The organism is Corynebacterium sp. SA-MJD20WY100 (assembly GCF_039822565.1).
Classification (GTDB): domain Bacteria; phylum Actinomycetota; class Actinomycetes; order Mycobacteriales; family Mycobacteriaceae; genus Corynebacterium; species Corynebacterium phoceense_A.
The window spans coordinates 1-16,794 of the sequence record NZ_JBCJKS010000015.1; the positions used below are offsets into that span (position 1 = coordinate 1).

11 protein-coding genes are annotated in these 16,794 nt (G+C 65.7%); 6 read left to right on the top strand and 5 right to left on the bottom strand.

Going from position 1 to position 16,794, the window contains the following annotated elements:
- Positions 1 to 184 precede the first annotated feature (184 nt).
- Positions 185 to 1,252: a glycosyltransferase family 4 protein gene (locus ABJ196_RS08880; RefSeq protein WP_347306322.1), complete on the bottom strand. Its 1,068-nt coding sequence runs from the start codon at positions 1,250 to 1,252 to the stop codon at positions 185 to 187.
- A 24-nt stretch (positions 1,253 to 1,276) separates the two neighbouring features.
- Here ABJ196_RS08880 and ABJ196_RS08885 point away from each other — a divergent pair, with 24 nt between their 5' ends.
- Entirely contained in the window at positions 1,277 to 2,014 is a 738-nt protein-coding gene (locus tag ABJ196_RS08885) for a class I SAM-dependent methyltransferase (protein WP_347306324.1), read from the top strand.
- An 81-nt stretch (positions 2,015 to 2,095) separates the two neighbouring features.
- Here the strand turns inward: ABJ196_RS08885 and ABJ196_RS08890 are convergent, their stop codons facing one another.
- Complete coding sequence (locus ABJ196_RS08890) at positions 2,096 to 3,928, bottom strand: phosphoenolpyruvate carboxykinase (GTP) (RefSeq protein WP_347306326.1); 1,833 nt, start codon at positions 3,926 to 3,928, stop codon at positions 2,096 to 2,098.
- 314 nt (positions 3,929 to 4,242) lie between these two features.
- On the opposite strand from ABJ196_RS08890, the gene trmB reads away from it, so the two are divergent.
- Genes trmB through ABJ196_RS08915 form a run of 5 tightly spaced genes read left to right on the top strand, consistent with a single transcriptional unit; the run spans position 4,243 to position 9,228 of the window.
- Positions 4,243 to 5,022, top strand: a complete 780-nt coding sequence (trmB, locus tag ABJ196_RS08895) for a tRNA (guanosine(46)-N7)-methyltransferase TrmB (RefSeq protein WP_347306328.1) — start codon at positions 4,243 to 4,245, stop codon at positions 5,020 to 5,022.
- Complete coding sequence (locus ABJ196_RS08900; protein ID WP_347306330.1) at positions 5,023 to 5,619, top strand: NYN domain-containing protein; 597 nt, start codon at positions 5,023 to 5,025, stop codon at positions 5,617 to 5,619.
- A gap of 9 nt (positions 5,620 to 5,628) precedes the next feature.
- Positions 5,629 to 7,866, top strand: a complete 2,238-nt coding sequence (locus ABJ196_RS08905) for an MMPL family transporter (protein WP_347306332.1) — start codon at positions 5,629 to 5,631, stop codon at positions 7,864 to 7,866.
- The gene (locus ABJ196_RS08910; protein WP_347306334.1) at positions 7,863 to 8,882 is read left to right on the top strand and encodes a YbhN family protein; all 1,020 of its coding nucleotides are present in this window, start codon (positions 7,863 to 7,865) and stop codon (positions 8,880 to 8,882) included. The genes ABJ196_RS08905 and ABJ196_RS08910 overlap by 4 nt, the downstream gene beginning before the upstream one ends.
- Positions 8,860 to 9,228 carry a DUF3054 domain-containing protein gene (locus tag ABJ196_RS08915; protein WP_347306336.1) on the top strand — a complete coding sequence of 123 codons (369 nt, stop codon included), beginning with the start codon at positions 8,860 to 8,862 and terminating at the stop codon, positions 9,226 to 9,228. The genes ABJ196_RS08910 and ABJ196_RS08915 overlap by 23 nt, the downstream gene beginning before the upstream one ends.
- On the opposite strand, the gene ABJ196_RS08920 is transcribed toward ABJ196_RS08915, so the two are convergent.
- From ABJ196_RS08920 to pks13, 3 genes are all read right to left on the bottom strand, one after another.
- Positions 9,149 to 9,742: a DUF4126 domain-containing protein gene (locus ABJ196_RS08920; protein ID WP_347306338.1), complete on the bottom strand. Its 594-nt coding sequence runs from the start codon at positions 9,740 to 9,742 to the stop codon at positions 9,149 to 9,151. The genes ABJ196_RS08915 and ABJ196_RS08920 overlap by 80 nt on opposite strands.
- A gap of 506 nt (positions 9,743 to 10,248) precedes the next feature.
- Positions 10,249 to 11,793: an acyl-CoA carboxylase subunit beta gene (locus ABJ196_RS08925; RefSeq protein WP_347306340.1), complete on the bottom strand. Its 1,545-nt coding sequence runs from the start codon at positions 11,791 to 11,793 to the stop codon at positions 10,249 to 10,251.
- A 148-nt stretch (positions 11,794 to 11,941) separates the two neighbouring features.
- Positions 11,942 to 16,789 (bottom strand): polyketide synthase Pks13, encoded by a 4,848-nt coding sequence (gene pks13 / locus ABJ196_RS08930; RefSeq protein WP_347306443.1) that lies wholly within the window; start codon positions 16,787 to 16,789, stop codon positions 11,942 to 11,944.
- Positions 16,790 to 16,794: the final 5 nt, after the last annotated feature.

A 16,794-nucleotide genomic window follows, 5' to 3' on the forward strand; every position in this document is an offset into this window, starting at 1 on the left:
CCAACCTGGACAACATCCTCATGCTGTGCGAATACCACAACATGAAAAAGAGAGACGGCGACATCTACTACAAAGGCAACGACGGCAGGATCTACAAGCGGAGGGAATTCGGACCCGACGTCCCCTGCAACTAGATGAGAGAGACAACCCCGCCCCTAAGGGGCGGGCACTTCAGCATGCCGTTTTACAGCGAAGACAGCAGCTCTTCGAAGCGGCGGCCGGTCGACTCCCAGGAGAAGCCGGCCGCGAAGTCGCGGGCGGCGGCGCCGAGTGCGGCGCGGCGGGAGGGGGCATCGGAAAGCTGGCGGGTGGCGGCGATGAGCTCGGGCAGGGTCTCGACGAGCACGCCGGTCTCGCCGTCGCGGACGGAATCGCGCAGGCCGAAGCGGTAGCCGATGGTGGGGACGCCATGCTGGGCGGCCTCCATGACGGCGAGGCCCCAGCCTTCCATGCGGGAGGGCATGAGGTGGATATCGGCGCGGTCGAGGAGTGCATGCTTGTAGTCTTCGGTGACCTGGCCGCGGAAGCGTACGCGGTCGGTGAGGTCGTGCTTCTCGACGTACTCGCGCAGCTGAGCCTCCCACCAGCCGCTGCCGATGATGTCGAGGACCGAGCCCGGCACGGCCGCGACCGTGTCGATGGCGTGCTCGATCTGCTTGTGCGGGACGAGGCGGGAGAGCGTGACAAGGTGCAGGCCGGCCTCGCGCTCGAGGCGCGGGACGTGGGCCGGGATGGGGTCGACGCCGTTTTCGATGATCTCGATGCCCGTGACGCCGAGCTTCTCCAGGTCCGCCGCGGAGCCGCGCGAGACGGTGATATAGGGCGCGCCGCGGTAGACGCGGGGGGCGACCTTGGACTCGAGGAACCAACCCAGCCGAGAGAGGAACGGGCCGGCGACGGGCCACTGGGCCTTGTGGCAGTGGTGCGTGAGCAACACGACGGGCGTGCGCGTGGCTAGGCGCGCGAAGAACGGGATGCCGTTTTGGGTATCGATGATGGCGTCGAGCGTGCCAAATCGCCTGGTGGCGAGCGCAACGAGCGCGTATGGGTAAACGGTGAACTTGCCGCCCGCGCGGGAATATGTGACGCCGTCGCGCTTCTCGCGGCGCGCGCCATTCATGTGCTTCGAGGTGCGGTAGATGACCTCGTGGCCGTGCGCGGCGAGGTACTCGCCCACGCGCTCCAAATAGCGTTCCGAGCCCCCGCCCTGCGGGTGGGTGGAGTCGCGCCAGCACAGTAAAAGAATTCTCATGTCGAGCTACTAGCCTAATGGGTTATGAAGAAAACCCGTGCCTTGGCCACCTTGCGCCGCTCGTGGCGGCTGCTGCGCTCCTTTCGGTTCGAGCAGACTGAGCCGTCAATTTTCTATGGCGAGTTGGCATCGGACACGGCGTCGTTGGTCGCGGCACTCTGCGCGGACCATGGCGTGCCGCTGCGCCGCGTGCTCGACGTGGGCGGCGGGCCGGGTTACTTCGCCTCGGCGTTCGCGGCGCGCGGGGCGTCGTACTTCGGCGTAGAGCCGTCACACTCGGAGATGTCCGCGGCCGGCATCCGCGTGGCGAATGCGGTGCGCGGGGACGGCGCTGACCTGCCCTTCGCAGATGGCGCCTTCGACGTGACGTACTCGTCCAACGTTGTCGAGCACACGCCGCGGCCGTGGGACATGGCGCGCGAGATGCTGCGGGTGACCAAGCCCGGAGGCCTGGTGATTATGAGCTACACGGTCTGGCTCGGGCCCTTCGGCGGGCACGAGACCGGGCTGTGGCAGCACTACGTGGGCGGCGCGTTCGCGCGCGACCGCTACACGCGGGTGCACGGCCACGCGCCGAAGAACGTGTTTGGCGAGTCGCTCTTCGCCGTGTCGGCGCGGGAGGGCTTGTCCTGGGCTCGCTCCTCCGGCCGGTCCTGGTGTGCCTTTCCGCGCTACCACCCATGGTGGGCCTGGTGGGTCGTGCGCGTGCCGGTGCTGCGCGAGTTCTTGACGTCGAATCTGGTGCTCGTGCTGCGGGCGTGACCGCTTGGCGTCGGCGACGAAGGCCCTTAGATTCACAAGAAAAGGAAAGCGCCGCCCGAGTGGGCGGCGCTGCAGTCGTTCTTAGACGCCTGCGTCAGCGAGACGCTTCTTCAGAGCCTCGAACTGCTCGTGGACCTCAGACGGGACGCGGTCGCCGAGGAACTTGAGGTAAGCCTCGTTGTCCTCGATGTCGGCGGCCCAGTCAGCAGGGTTAACGGCAAGGGCTTCCTTGACGTCAGCCATGTGGACGTTCGCGCCAGCGAGTTCGATGTCCTCCGGGCGGGCGGTGTGGCCTATGACGGTCTCGTTGGCCTCGACCTTGCCGTCGATACGGTCGACGATCCACTTGAGGACGCGGGAGTTCTCGCCGAAGCCCGGCCACAGGAAGCGGCCGTCGTCGCCGCGGCGGAACCAGTTGACCAGGAAGATGGACGGCATGCGGTCGCCGCCTTCCTTGCCCATGTCGATCCAGTGCTGCAGGTAGTCACCGACGTTGTAGCCGATGAACGGCAGCATAGCCATCGGGTCGTGGCGCAGGGAGCCGACCGTGGCCTCGGCCGCGGCAGCGGTCTGGCCGGAGGAAAGCAGGGAGCCGATCATGGTGCCGTGGTTCCAGTCGAAAGCCTGGGTGACGAGCGGAACGGTCTTCGCGCGGCGGCCGCCGAAGAGGATCGCGTCGATCTTGACGCCCTTCCAGTCGTCGTACTCCGGAGCCGCGGTCGGGCACTGAGCAATCGGGACGCAGTAACGAGAGTTCGGGTGAGCGGCCTTGCCGGTCGCCTCGTTCGGACGCCACTCGTTGCCGAGCCAGTCGATGAGGTGCTCCGGCGTGTCGCCGTCCATGCCCTCCCACCAGACGTCGCCGTCATCGGTGAGCGCAACGTTGGTAAACAGCGTGTTGCCGGCCTCCATGGTCTTCATGGCGATCGGGTTGGAGTCGTAGGAGGTGCCCGGCGCGACGCCGAAGAAGCCGTTTTCCGGGTTGACGGCGTACAGGCCGTCTTCACGCAGGTGCAGCCACGCGATGTCGTCGCCCACGACCTGTGCGGACCAGCCCGGGATGGTCGGGGTGATCATGGCGAGGTTGGTCTTACCGCAGGCAGACGGGAAGGCAGCGGCGACGTGGTAGGACTTGCCAGCCGGGTTGGTGAGCTTGAGGATAAGCATGTGCTCGGCCATCCATCCCTCTTCCTTCGCCATGACGGAAGCGATACGCAGGGCGTAGCACTTCTTGGCGAGAATGGCGTTTCCGCCGTAGCCGGAACCGTAGGACCAGATTTCCTTGGTCTCCGGGAACTGGGTGATGTACTTGGTCTCGTTGCACGGCCAGACGGAGTCTTCCTGGCCCGGCTCGAGCGGGGCGCCCACGGAGTGGAGCGCGTGGACGAAGTTGCCGTTGGCACCGATCTTGTCCAAGGCTTCTTTGCCCATGCGGGTCATGATGCGCATGGAGAGCACGACGTAGGCGGAGTCAGTGAGCTGAACGCCGAGCTTCGGCTCCGGATCGTTGATGGGGCCCATGCAGAACGGCACGACGTACATCGTGCGGCCCTTCATGGAGCCACGGAAGGCCTCGGTCATCTCGGCCTTCATCTGGGCCGGGTCCATCCAGTTATTGGTCGGGCCGGCGTCCTCTTCCTTCTCCGTGCAAATGAAGGTGCGGGACTCGACGCGGGCGACGTCAGACGGGTTGGAGCGCGCGAGGAAGGAGTTCGGACGCTTCTCCTCATTGAGCTTAATCAGCGTGCCCTTCTCCACGAGCTCGGCCGCGAGGCGGTCAGCCTCTTCTTGGGAGCCGTCCACGAAGACCACGCTCTCCGGCTGGAAAAGCTCGACAGACTCGCTAATCCACGAGATGAGCTGTTCATTTTGGGTCGGAATTTCTCCAACGAGGCCACGAATCTGAGCGGTCATTCACTTCTCCTAGGGTCATCAGGTGTTGGCAAGTACAGAGTAGCCGCTACAAGCACTTTTGTGGGCTAAACAAAAACCAACAGGTTATATCCACACTTCCCACCTTAACCTACGCCGCGGGTACCCCTGGAGCCGTGGGAAATACGCCACACTCCTGCACCCTCAAACGGGGGAACAGTACCCCCGATGTCAACAAAGTACGCACGCAGTCTCGGCGCGGCGACGCCCTGGTTATAACCGCGCGGGCGGAGGAGAGAAGCGGCAATGCCTGTCAATATTGGTCCTTGACCTAAAAACAGGAACAATAGGGTGCGATGACTACACCACAGAACCCTGAACAGGCCCTCACCGAGCGTGAGCGCGGCCAGTTCGGTCCCATGCAGACTGACTTCAACGCCACCTTCGGCAACGAGCTCGACTACCCGCGCCTCGGCAACGTCACGTTCCGCCGCGGCACGCTCACCGCTAACCAGCAGGCGCTCTTCGACGAGCACTGGCCGCACCTCGGGCGCGATCTCGCCAACGAGCGCCTCGATATCGACGAGTGGTTCGGCCGCACCGGCGCCAAGACCGTCCTGGAGATCGGCTCGGGCACCGGTACCTCGACGGCCGCAATGGCCCCGCTCGAGGCGGACACCAATGTGATTGCCGTCGAGCTGTATAAGCCAGGCTTGGCCAAGCTGCTGGGAGCGGTGGTGCGAGGGGGCATCGGAAACATCCGCATGGTCCGTGGGGACGGCATGGAGGTGCTCATGCGCATGGTGGAGCCGGAGTCGCTCGACGGCATTCGTGTGTTTTTCCCGGACCCGTGGCCCAAGGCGCGCCACCACAAGCGGCGCATTATCCAGTCCGGCCCGCTCAATCTGTTTGCCTCCCGCCTGAAGAAGGGCGGCGTGCTCCACGTCGCGACCGACCACGCGGGCTACGCCGAGTGGATTGATGAACTCGTGAACGTCGAACCGCAGCTCGACTACAAGGGCTGGCCGTGGCCGGAGTGCCCACAGCTTACGGACCGCCAGGTCATTACGAAGTTTGAGGGCAAAGGACTCGACGCAGACCACGTGATCAAGGAATACCTCTGGGAGAAGAAGTAAATGAAGTACCTGCTCGTGTGGGACGCGCCAAACATGGACATGGGCCTGGGTTCCATCCTGGGCCACCGCCCGGATGCCGCGCACCGGCCGCGTTTCGACGTCATCGGCCGCTGGCTCGTGGAGCAGGCCCAGGCCGTGGGCGCCGACCCTGAGGCAGGAGTCTTCACCAACGTCACGCCCGGCAATGCCGATGCCATCCGCAGCTGGGTCGAAGCCATCCGCAACGTCGGCTTTGGCGTCTTCGCCAAGCCCAAGCTCACCGAGGACTCGGATGTCGATCCGGACATGCTCGACCACATCCAGGCCAACCGTGGGCAGCTCGCCGGCGTTGTTGTCGCGAGCGCGGACGGCCAGAACTTCGAGCCGCTCCTGCGCGAGCTCGCCCGCGCGGGCGTCGCTGTCACGGTGCTCGGCTTCCGCGAGCACGCCAACTGGGCACTGCATGCGGCAGGCGAGGTGGCGCATTTCGAGTTCGTGGATCTCGAGGACATCGAGGGCGTGTTCCGCGAGCCGCTGCCGCGCGTCAACCTGGACAATCTGCCGGAGGGCGGCGCGTGGCTCCAACCCTTCCGCCCGCTTGCCGCGCTGCTCAAATAAGGAGGTCGCATGTTTTATTCCTGGGGCCTATTTTCCTATAAGCACCGCAAGATCGTGCCGCTGCTCATCGTGGCGGCCATTCTCGTGCTCTTTGGTGTCTTCGGCACCCAACTGAGCGACCGGATGAGCCAGGAGGGCTGGGACGATCCGAACTCGTCATCCACGGCCGCCGCGAAGATCGAACAGGAGACGTTCGGCCGCGATAACAACGGCGACGTCATCCTGCTCATCGACGATCCCGATAAGAACTTCGACGCCGCCAAGTCCTATATCGACGGGCTCAAGGAGCAGTACCCGGACCAGATCGACCACGTCACGAGCTACTTCGACTCGCGCAACCCGAAGCTGAAGAACGCGGAGAGCAACGTCGCGTTTGCCGCCATCGGACTCAAGGGCGACGGGGAGCAAACACTCAAGGACTACCGCGCCATCGAGGACTCCCTCTACGACACGGACCTGCCCGTCCAGGTCGCCGGCGCCACCGCCGTCGCGGACGCGCTCGATGACGGCATGGCCAACGACATCGCGCGCGCCGAGAAGGCCGCCCTGCCGCTAGTCGGCCTGCTGCTGCTCGTGGTCTTTGGGTCCGTCGTCGCGGCATTCATGCCGCTCGTCGTGGGCGGCCTGTCCATCCTGGGCTCACTGGGCATCCTCTCGGTGCTCGCGGGCTTCCTCCAGGTCAATACGTTTGCCCAGGCCGTCGTCACGCTGCTGGGCCTGGGCCTGGCCATCGACTACGGCCTGTTCATGGTCTCCCGCTTCCGCGAGGAGCTCGACGCCGGCCGCGAGACCAAGGACGCCGTCGCCCGCACCACCGCGACCGCCGGCCAGACCGTGGTCTTCTCCGCCCTCATGGTCGCTTTCGCGCTCTCCGGGCTCTTCATCTTCCCGCAGGCCTTCCTCAAGTCCGTCGCCTACGGCGCGATTTCCGCCGTGGGCCTCGCCGCGCTCCTCTCGGTCACGGTACTCCCCGCGCTCTTCGGGCTCCTCGGTACAAACATCGACAAGTGGACCGTGCGCCGCACAAGCCGAAAAGCAAGAAAGCTCGAAGACTCCTGGTGGTACAAGCTGCCCAAGCTCGCGATGAAGCGCGCCACCTGGGTCACCGTCGGCATCGCCGGCCTCTTGCTCGCACTCACGCTGCCCACGCTCGCCATGACCTTCGGCGGCATCAACGAAACCTACCTGCCGCCCACGCAGCAGACCCGCGTCGCGCAGGACCGCTTCAACGAGGAGTTCCCGGGCTTCCGCACAGAGCCGGTCAAGCTCGTCGTCACTGGCGCGGAGAGCAACCAGCAGCTCGTGGACGTCTACATGCAGGTCCGCGGCCTCCAGGGCCTCACGGAGCCCATGACGCCGTCCACGTCCACCGTGGACGGCACGACGGTACTCTCCGCGGGCATCCAGGACCGCGCAGACTACACGCGCATCGTCCACGAACTCGAAAACATCCAGGCTCCGGAGGGCGTCGAGCTCTACGTCGGCGGCACGCCCGCCATGGAAGTCGAGTCCCTCGATGCCCTCATCCACAAGCTCCCCTGGATGGCCCTCTACATCGTGGCGACGACGTTCATCCTCATGGCGCTCGTCTTCGGCTCGCTCGTCTTGCCGGCCAAGGCCGTCATCATGACCATGCTCACCGCCGGCGCTACGCTGGGCATTCTCACCGGCATGTTCGTCCTCGGCGCAGGCTCGGGCCTGCTCAACTTCACGCCGGGTCCGCTCATGTCGCCGGTTCTCGTCCTCATCATCGCGATCGTCTACGGTCTGTCTACGGACTACGAGGTCTTCCTCGTCTCCCGCATGGTTGAGGCCCGCCGTGCAGGCGACTCCACCGACGAGGCCATCGCCAAGGGCACCGCGCACACCGGCGGCATCATCACGGCCGCCGCGCTCATCATGATCGTCGTCGCCGCCGCGTTCGGCTTCTCTGACATCGTGATGATGAAGTACATCGCTTTCGGCATGATCTTCGCGCTCTTCCTCGACGCGACCATCGTGCGCATGCTCCTCGTCCCCGCCGTCATGCACCTCCTGCGCGAGGACAACTGGTGGGCCCCGCGCTTTATCCAGCGCGCCTACACCCGCATGGGCCACGCCCAGCTTGCCGATGCCCCCGCCGCGCCCGCCGCCGAGGCGGCAGGCATGGAGGAACCGGAAGGCCACTACCGCGGCCGCCGCACCGCGGACACCGATTCGGAGCTTGTGCCCTTTAGCGAGCTGGTGAAACGTTTGGATAAAGAATGAACCGCAAGTGGATCACGTGGATAGTCTCGCTCGTCGCGCTTGCGGCGCTGGGCTGGTTCTTTAGGGACCAGCTCGACTTCATCGGCGACGGCCTGCGCAGCCTGCGGCACGCGGAGCCGCTGCCCGTGGTGCTCGTGGTGGTCTTCGCGCTGGGCGCAGTGGCCGCGATGAGTGAGGTCATGCGCCGGCTCATCGGCGCGGGCGGCGTGCACGTGCCGCTGCGGGAGGCCTTCGCGATTTCCATGGCCTCCAACGCCTGGTCCACGACGCTGCCGGGCGGGCCCGCCTTCTCTGCCATCCTGACGTTTCAGGTGCAGCGCGGCTGGGGGGCATCGGTAGCCTTGTGCAGCTACTTCTTCTTCCTGTCCTCCGCTATCTCTACGATGTGGCTCGCGCTCATCGGCATCGCGGGGGTGTTCTTCCTCAACGCGGATATGGCGTTGGGCTCGCTCATCCTCACCGTAACGCTCATGGCCGCGGCGACGGGCGGCATCTTCTGGCTCACGGAACACCCGGAGACCCTCAAGAAGTGGCTCGGCCATCCCAAGCTCGCGCGCGTGCGCGCGGAGGTCGACCACTTGGGCGAGGTGCACCTGTCGCGCTGGGCCTTCGGGATTGTCTCGGGCGCCTCGCTCGTCCATCGCCTGCTCGACCTGCTCGCGCTGTGGGCGGCCGTGTGGGCCGTCACCGGTGAAATGCCGTGGCTGCGCGCCGGTGAGAACGCCACCACGATGGCCGGCGTCGCGCTCGCCTTCCTCACCGCCAAACTTGCCGGCTCCGCGCAGATCACGCCCGGCGGCCTGGGCACGGTCGAGGCCGCCATCATCGGCCCACTCGTGGCCACGGGCATGACGGCCGTGGGCGCAACCTCCGCCGCGCTCATCTACCGCCTGATTTCCTTTGCCCTGGTTACTATCATTGGCTGGGTTATCTACTTCTGGCATTACGCTCGCCAGGGCCTTACCTATCAGGCCCTCAATGGAAAGGATTCCAGTGCGCACAGCACCGCTTCTTGATATCGCTGCCCTCGTCCTCTTTGCGCTCTTTGCCCGCGCGGCGCACCCGCCGTTCACGTTCCTGGGCGCCATCGACGCGTTCTGGCCGTGGGCCGTGGGCGCGCTCGTGGGCTGGGGCATTGTCACGGTGGTCAAGCCCCGCAACCACTACGGCGAGGGCATCATCGTCTGGCCCAGCGCCATTATCATCGGCATGATCCTGTGGACCGTGGTCAACGGCCACCTGCCCCACTACAGCTTCCTCATCGTGGCGTCCGTGATGAGCTTTATTCTGATGTTTGCTTGGCGTGTCGTCGCGATGCGCCGAAACGCCAGATTAGCCAAGCAGCAGGCGCCACGACGATAGCAATCAGCACGAGCACCAGCGCCGGCGCAAAGACTGCCGAGGTCGCTAGGCCCGCCGAGAACACATCCTCCGCCGTAGAGACCACCGGGGCACCCACGCCCACGGTGGTGGTGTTCACGACGGGCCGCGTTGTCGTTTTGAGCAGGTGCATGGCCAACGCAATGCCAAAGCCGACGACGAGCAGAATCCACGTCTTCGGCTCCGACCACACGCTGGAGTCACCCACCGTCTGATCCCCGAACGCCGAGGCAAACATAAGCCCGCCCGAGGTCGGGCGCACGAGCGTCTGAATGATGTCATTGACCGAATCAACCGCCGGCACCTTGTCCGCGACAATCTCGATGGCGAGCAGCACGCCAATGATGATGAGCAGAATCGGGTCCGAAAGCCACGTCCACCCCTCTGGCAAATTCACCCAATCGGTGTAGCGCGCGAGCACGCCGTAGAGGAGCAGAGGAATATAGGCGTTCAGGCCCGCCGAGGTGGCCAGGCCGAGGGCTGCGGAAAGTTCCATGCCTTCCAGTTAAGCACGACGCTGCATCAGGGGCTGAAGAAAAATACCATCGGCCCCCAGTTTCCTGGGGGCCGATGGTCTCTCTCAAATCTCCCGACTCCGAGTGGTTTCTCAGGCCGCTCGCCCCTCGGGAGGAGGGGTTCTCTCTATCTCTCATGCGCCTCTCTCAAACGCATGACTTTATTATGGCGTAGTTTTCTGCAATGAACATGGTTTAAACCTGTCAAAACCTTCACAGTTTGATAGCAGAGAGGTAACGGGCGACGGATGTGCCCACTACATGACAAACCCGGCCCGCGAGATAACACCGTGGACCGGGAAGGCAGAGAGGCAAGACGCGTCGCAGCTTCTAGCGCGGGGTCACCGCAGCAATCAGCTGGTTGACCGCCATGATGATGTAGTTGATGATGTCTCCCGACAGGTCGAGAACGCTACTGAGCATGATGCCAGCCTCCTATTCTTTTGAAAATGTCTCGTTGAGTTTATCGCGCAGAATCGGAAAAGTGCTACATCGGCGAAATCGTGTGCTTCTTCGGCAGGTCGTGGACGTCCTTGTCCGCGAGCTGGCGCAGCGCACGGCGCAGGGCCAGACGGGACTCGGAGGGATTGACCATGGCGTCGAGGTAGCCACGCTCCGCAGCAACGTAGGGCGCGGTCATGGTCTCGTCGTAGAAGTCCATAAACATCTTCTTCGTCGCGGCGCGCTGCTCCGGGGTCTCGGCGGCAGCGAGCTGCTTGCCGGCGATCATGACAACGGCCGCGGCGGAACCCATGACGGCAATCTGCGCGGTCGGCCACGCCAAGTTGATGTCGCCAGTGAGGTTCTTCGAGCCCATGACGGCATAGGCTCCGCCGTAGGCCTTGCGCACGATGAGCGAGACCTTCGGGACGGTCGCCTCGACGACGGCGAAGGCGAACTTCGCGCCGCGGTGGATAAGACCTGCCTTCTCCTGCTCCACGCCCGGCAGGTAGCCCGGGGTGTCGACGACGAATACGAGGGGGATGTTGTACGCATCGCAGATGCGGATGAAGCGCGCGCCCTTATCGGCGGCATCGGCATCGATGCAGCCCGCGTTGAACATCGGGTTATTCGCCACAAACCCCACGGTCTTGCCGTCGATACGGCCGAAGGCCGTGATCATATTCGGCGCGAAGTTGGGCTGCAGCTCGATGATGTCTTCATCGTCACCAAGCAGCGGAAGCAGCTCGGTCATGTCATAGCCGGCGTTGGTGTCGTCGGGCATGAACGAGTCCAGGGCGGCATCGTCAAGCTCCGCGTCGGACGGCGCCGGGAACTCCGGGGCCGGGTCGAAGCAGGTGAGCGGCAGGTGGTCGAGCAAGTCGCGGACGAAATCGAAGGCCTCCTCCTCGGAGCCTACGACGGCCTGGACATTGCCGTTGAGCTCCTGCTGGCGCGCGGAGCCCAGGTCCGCGGAGGTGATGTCCTCACCGGTGACCTCGCGGATGACATTGGGACCGGTGACGTACATTTCGGCCTCACCGTCCACGGCAATGACGAAGTCCGTCGTCACGGGTGCGTACACGGCGCCGCCGGCGGACTTGCCCATCATGATGGAGATCTGCGGGCTGCGGCCGCTCAAAGGCATCTGGCGGCGGGCGATCTCGGAGTACATGGCCAGCGAGGTCACCGCGTCCTGAATGCGGGCACCGCCAGAGTCCTGAATACCGATAACGGGGCAGCCAATCTTGATGGCCATATCCATGACCTCAGTGACCTTCTGGCCGAAGGTCACGCCCACGGAACCGCCGTAGACCGTCTTATCGTGCGCGTAGATGCACACCGGACGGCCGGAGATGCGCCCGTAGCCCGTCACCACACCATCCGAGTAGATGGCGTCCGGGTCGCCCGGGGTCTTGCCCAGGGCGCCGATTTCCACGAAAGAGCCCTCGTCGAGCAGCGCGTTAATGCGCTGGCGCGGCGTGGACCGGCCGGCCGCATCGCGGCGCTGACGCGAACGCTCGGAGCCGGGATCCTGCGCCTTCTCAAGCCGTGCGCGCAGATCGGCTAGCTTCTCAGCCGTGGTTGTCACGAATGAACTCCTCGGTGTCTTGGGTTATCGCGCGGTCGCCGTGAAGGCAGCCGCCGACATGTCAGTCCTTAATGATAACTCCCCCTGTGGGAGGAGAAAACGTCGCACGCGGCTCAGCCGAAGCCGAGCCGCGCTGAGTGCGGAGAATTTAAGAGAACTTCTCTTCAATCCACTGCTGCATGTGCTTGCCCACGATGCCGATGGCCGGCTCGTCCGGCACAGCGAGGTGGTCGCCCGGAAGCTGGACGATCTCCAGGTTCTTCACAATCTGGCCCCAGCCGCCATCCGGAGCGACCTCCGCGTAGGCAGGTTCGAGCTCGATGGCGCCGTCGTGCATGCGCTCAGAGCGGAAGAGCAAGACCGGGACGTCGACCTCAGCCCAACGCTGGAAGTCGATCTTCGCCAGGATCTGGTTGTCCACGAAGGACGCACGCTGGTGCTCGAGGACGCCGGCGGCGAGGCCGTGCTCAGAGGCATCGGTCGTGGAGAGGAACTCCGCGAGCATCGCCATGACGGCGTCCTCGCCGACGGTCTCGATAAGGTCGTACGGCACCGGGAAATCCAGGTCGTAGGTCTTCTTCGCAAACGCCGCATAGCGACCCCAGCGGGCCTTGGTCTCCTCGAGGGTATCCGGAGCCGGGTGAGCCGGCTGCGTCGTATCGAGCAGCGCAATAAAGCCCACCTCAGGGACGTCCTCGCCGGCGGCGCGACGCTTGCCCAGCTGCGAGGCCACCTCATAAGCCAGTGCACCACCGAAGGACCAGCCGCCGAGCACGATCCTGCGGCCGCGCGCATACGTGATGATGTCATCGAGGTATGACTCGGCGCGCTCCTCGATGGAGCCCTCGACGCGCTCGATGCCGTAGACGGCGACGTCGTCCGGCAGGCGGCGAGTGAGCGGCTGGTACACGACGGTCGTGCCGCCAGCCGGGTGGAACATGAACACGGCCGGTCCATCGGCCTCGCGCAGGACGCGGACGTTGCCTTCGACCTCGGTCTCCAGGCCCTCGCGGACGCGGTCAGCGAGCGGCTCGAGGGTCTGGACTTCCTTGACCTGCGCTGCGGTGACCTCAATCCCGGCGCGCTCGGTAAGGCGCTCGGCGATCTGCTGCGCCACCTCGTCCGAGATGGCCGGCAGCGTGGAGGTCACGCCTGCGGCGGCCTTGCCGGTGAACGTGGCCCAGGTGCCAAAGACCATGCGCTCGGAGGCGTCGCGCGGGGCGACGCCGACTCCTTCCGCATCGACGGCGCCCGCCAGGGTACCCTCGCCGGAGGTCTGCGAGGCCGGGCTTTCCGATGCCGCCTCGTCCCCAGCACCGGCCGCAGCGCCGGCCGTGGTCGGCGTCTCGCCGGTCTGGACAGCTTCTTCGACCATGGCGATGACGTCGGCGAGCGACGCGTCACGCAGGGCCTGGACCGGGATCGGCGGAATCTGGAAGTCGTTTTCCACGCGGTTCTTAATGCGCATGCCCATGAGCGAATCGAGACCCAGGTCGATGAGCGGCAGCTCGCGCGGCAGGTCCGAGACGTCGTAGCCCATGGACTCAGAAACGATGAGTGCGAGGTGCTCCTCGACAGATTCCTGGGACGGGTCCCAGCGCACGGCCTCGATGTCATCGAGCTCGTCTGCGGCTGGCGCCGCGGACGTCGAAGCGGACGGTGCCTGGACGCCGTGGAGCGTGGGGGCATCGGAAAGCTGCAGCGTGGAGGCAAAGCCCTCGGCAAGCAGCGAGCCGTCCGCGGCGAGGTACGCGGCAACGGAGAGACCACCCAGGGAGCGGTCGACCGTCACCGTGATGTCACCCGCTGGCGGAAGGTCGGCGTGTTCCTCAACGGCGGCGAGCTGGGCGCCGGGCTCAACGGCCTCGGCGGCGGACTCGAGCAGCGCGAGGACGCTCGGCGCCTGGTCCGCGTTCGTGCCGAAGGCAATCTGGCCGGTGGGCAGCGTGACGCGGGCGCCGGGCAGTCCGGACGCGCCCGACGCCGGGCGAGCATTGGTCCACAGGTGCTGACGCTTGAACTGCGTATGTGGCACCGCCGTCGCTGCCGCGCCGGCGGCAGCAGCGGAAAGGTCGCCGAAGACTGCGCGGTAGTCGATGGGCGCACCCGCGACGTAGAGCTTGGCCAGGAGGTCGAGCAGCGAGGCGGACTCGTCGATCTTGCGCTTGAAGACGTAGAGCAGCTGAGCATCGGCCTTGCCCACGGTAAACGCGGTGTTCATCATGCCCATGAGCGCGACAGGGTTCGGGGAGATTTCCACGAGCTGGGTGTGGCCGTGGGCGAGCGCCTGCTCCGTGGCGTCCTGGAAGTAGACGGCCTGGCGCGTCATGTGGAGCCAGTACTCATCCGTGTGGACCGTGGCGCCCGGCTCATAGCGCACCGCCTTATCCACGGAGCTGTAGAGCGCCGTGTGGAGGGGGCGAGCCTCGATGCCAGCGATCTCTGCGGCGAGCTCGCCGAGGAGTGGCTCGACGGCGGAGGTATGGCCGGCGCCCTTGACCTTGAGGGCACGGGCGAACTTGCCTTCGCCTTCGAGACGCTCGACGAGGTCGAGGACCTGCTGACGCGGGCCACCGACGGTGTTCATGCCGGGGCCGGCGTAGACGGCGGGCTCGATGTCGTTGCCGAGGGCGAAGATTTCCTCGGCGGAGAGCTCGACGACAGCCATGGCGCCTTGAGTTTCCTCGGTGAGCGAGGCCTCGCCCTCGCCCATGAGGCGGGCGCGGTGGCAAGCGATGAGCATGGCGTCCTCGGCGGAGATACCGCCGGCGGCGTAGGCCGCGGCGATTTCACCCATGGACATGCCCATGACGGCGGACGGGCGGGCGCCGAAGTGCGCGAGAAGATCCGTGAGCGCGATCTGGATGGCGGTGACGGCGACCTGGCCCGTTTCCGTGTTGTAGGTCTGCGAGTCGTCGCGGACGATGTCGAGGATGGACCAGCCGGACTCAAAGTCTACGATCTTGTCGAGCTCGGCGAGGCGCTCAGCGAAGAACGGCGAGATCTCCAGGAAGTCCTTGACCATCTTGCGGTGCTGGGAGCCGAAGCCGGAGTAGACGAAGACGGGACCGGCCGACGCTGGCGCGTCGGCCGAAGAAATGCCCACGGAGACCTTGCCTTCGGCAACCTGGCGCAGGCGGCGCACCGCCTCGTCCTCGTTCGTGGCGGTCACGACGGCGCGGGAGCGCGCGTGGTTGCGGCCGGCGAGGACGCGGGCGACGTCGAAGAGATCCGGGTGGGTTTCCTCGATGAAGTCTGCGAGCTGGCCCGCGAGTGCCTTGCGGCGCGACGGCAGGAGGCCGGAGACGGCCAGAGAGAAGGACGGCACGACGGCCGGGTGGTCCTCGTCGACGGCGGGCTTCTCCTCAAGGCGCACCTGGGCCGGGCGGCGGGTGGTCTCGCCGTCGAGATCCGGGCGGTAATCCGTGAGGACGAGGTGGGCATTGGTGCCACCGAAGCCGAAGCCGGAGACTCCGGCGACCTTACGACCGGAGTACTCGGGCCACTCGCGGGTATCGGCGACAACCTCGAGGTGCTCGGCGTCGAAGTCGACGTAGTGGTTGGGCTCGGTGAAGTTGACCTGGCCCGGCAGCTCGTTGGCGCGCATAGCCGCGAGCACCTTGATAAGACCCACGACGCCGGCGGCGGCCTCGGAGTGGCCGATATTCGACTTCGCGGAGCCGAGCAACATGGGGCTCGCGGCGTCGCGGCCGTGGCCGACGACGCGGCCGAGCGCGGAGGCCTCGATGGGGTCACCGAGGATGGTGCCGGTACCGTGGGCCTCGACGTAGTCGACGGTGCGCGGGTCGATGCCAGCGTCGGCGTAGGCGCGGCGCAGCACGTCGACCTGGGCCTCGGGGTTCGGAGCGGTGATGCCGTTGGAGTGGCCGTCCGAGTTCACGGCGGAGCCGCGGATAACACCCAGAATGTTATCGCCGGCCGCCTGGGCGTCGGAGAGACGCTTGAGGACGACGAGGCCGGCGGCATCGGAGCGCACGATGCCATCCGCGTCGTCCGAGAACGCATGGATGTTGCCCGTGGGCGAGATGACGCCGAGCTCGCTGAAGCCCAGCGACGCGTAGGGAGCCGCAAGGATATTGACGCCGCCGGCGAGGGCGGCATCGGCAGCGCCGGTGCGCAGATCGCGCACGGCCTGGTGGATGGCGACGAGCGAGGTCGAGCACGCGGTGTCCACGTTGATGGACGGGCCGCGCAGGTCCAGCGCGTAGGACACGCGGTTCGGGATGACGGCCGAAGACGTGCCGGTCAGGGCATACGGGTGCATCTCGGCCGGATCGGCGGCGAGCAGCATGCCGTAGTCGTTGTTGGTGGAGCCGATGTAGACACCGGTGGCGGTGCCGCGCAGCTCGTTGGCGGGAACGCCGGCATCCTCGAGGGCCTCCCAGGCCAGCTCGAGGATGATGCGCTGCTGCGGGTCCATGTTGGTGGCCTCGAGAGGACTCAGGCCGAAGAACTCCGGGTCGAAGCCCGCAATGTCCTCGATGTAGCCACCGGTGGTGTTCTCGGTTTCCAGCTTCGCGGAGATCACCGGGTCTGCCGCGTATTCGCTCCAGCGGCCCATGGGAAGCGGGCCCGTGCCAGTGCGGTACTCGGTGAGCATCTGCCAGAACTCCGCAACGTCGTTGGCGCCCGGGAAACGGCCGGCCATGCCGATGATTGCGATGTCTTGCTCATCAGCCTTGCGGGCGGGTGCGGCGTCACCGCCTGCGGGCGCTTGCGACCGCAGCGACTGCGGCTCCGCGGGGCCATTGATAAGGCGGTCCGCGAGCTGCGCGATGGTGGGGTATTCGTAGGCCACGGTCGCGTCGAGGTGCGTGCCCAGCAGGTTTTCCAGCTCGCCGGAGAGCACGACCGCGTCGCGGGAGGACAGCCCGAAGTTTTCTAGGGGCTTGGTGTCCGTCACTTCCTCAGGCTCGACGCCGGTGGTCTCAACCACCCAATTGCGCAGCCAGACGCGTAGTTCTTCAACGGTCATAAAAG

What these genes read in the sequence shown, in the direction of transcription:
- ABJ196_RS08905 (WP_347306332.1), top strand. Translation starts at nt 5,629, where the DNA reads ATGTTTTATTCCTGGGGCCTATTTTCCTATAAGCACCGCAAGATCGTG.
- ABJ196_RS08900 (WP_347306330.1), top strand. Translation starts at nt 5,023, where the DNA reads ATGAAGTACCTGCTCGTGTGGGACGCGCCAAACATGGACATGGGCCTG.
- ABJ196_RS08885 (WP_347306324.1), top strand. Translation starts at nt 1,277, where the DNA reads ATGAAGAAAACCCGTGCCTTGGCCACCTTGCGCCGCTCGTGGCGGCTG.
- ABJ196_RS08880 (WP_347306322.1), bottom strand. Translation starts at nt 1,252, where the DNA reads ATGAGAATTCTTTTACTGTGCTGGCGCGACTCCACCCACCCGCAGGGC.
- ABJ196_RS08910 (WP_347306334.1), top strand. Translation starts at nt 7,863, where the DNA reads ATGAACCGCAAGTGGATCACGTGGATAGTCTCGCTCGTCGCGCTTGCG.
- pks13 (WP_347306443.1), bottom strand. Translation starts at nt 16,789, where the DNA reads ATGACCGTTGAAGAACTACGCGTCTGGCTGCGCAATTGGGTGGTTGAG.
- ABJ196_RS08920 (WP_347306338.1), bottom strand. Translation starts at nt 9,742, where the DNA reads ATGGAACTTTCCGCAGCCCTCGGCCTGGCCACCTCGGCGGGCCTGAAC.
- ABJ196_RS08890 (WP_347306326.1), bottom strand. Translation starts at nt 3,928, where the DNA reads ATGACCGCTCAGATTCGTGGCCTCGTTGGAGAAATTCCGACCCAAAAT.
- trmB (WP_347306328.1), top strand. Translation starts at nt 4,243, where the DNA reads ATGACTACACCACAGAACCCTGAACAGGCCCTCACCGAGCGTGAGCGC.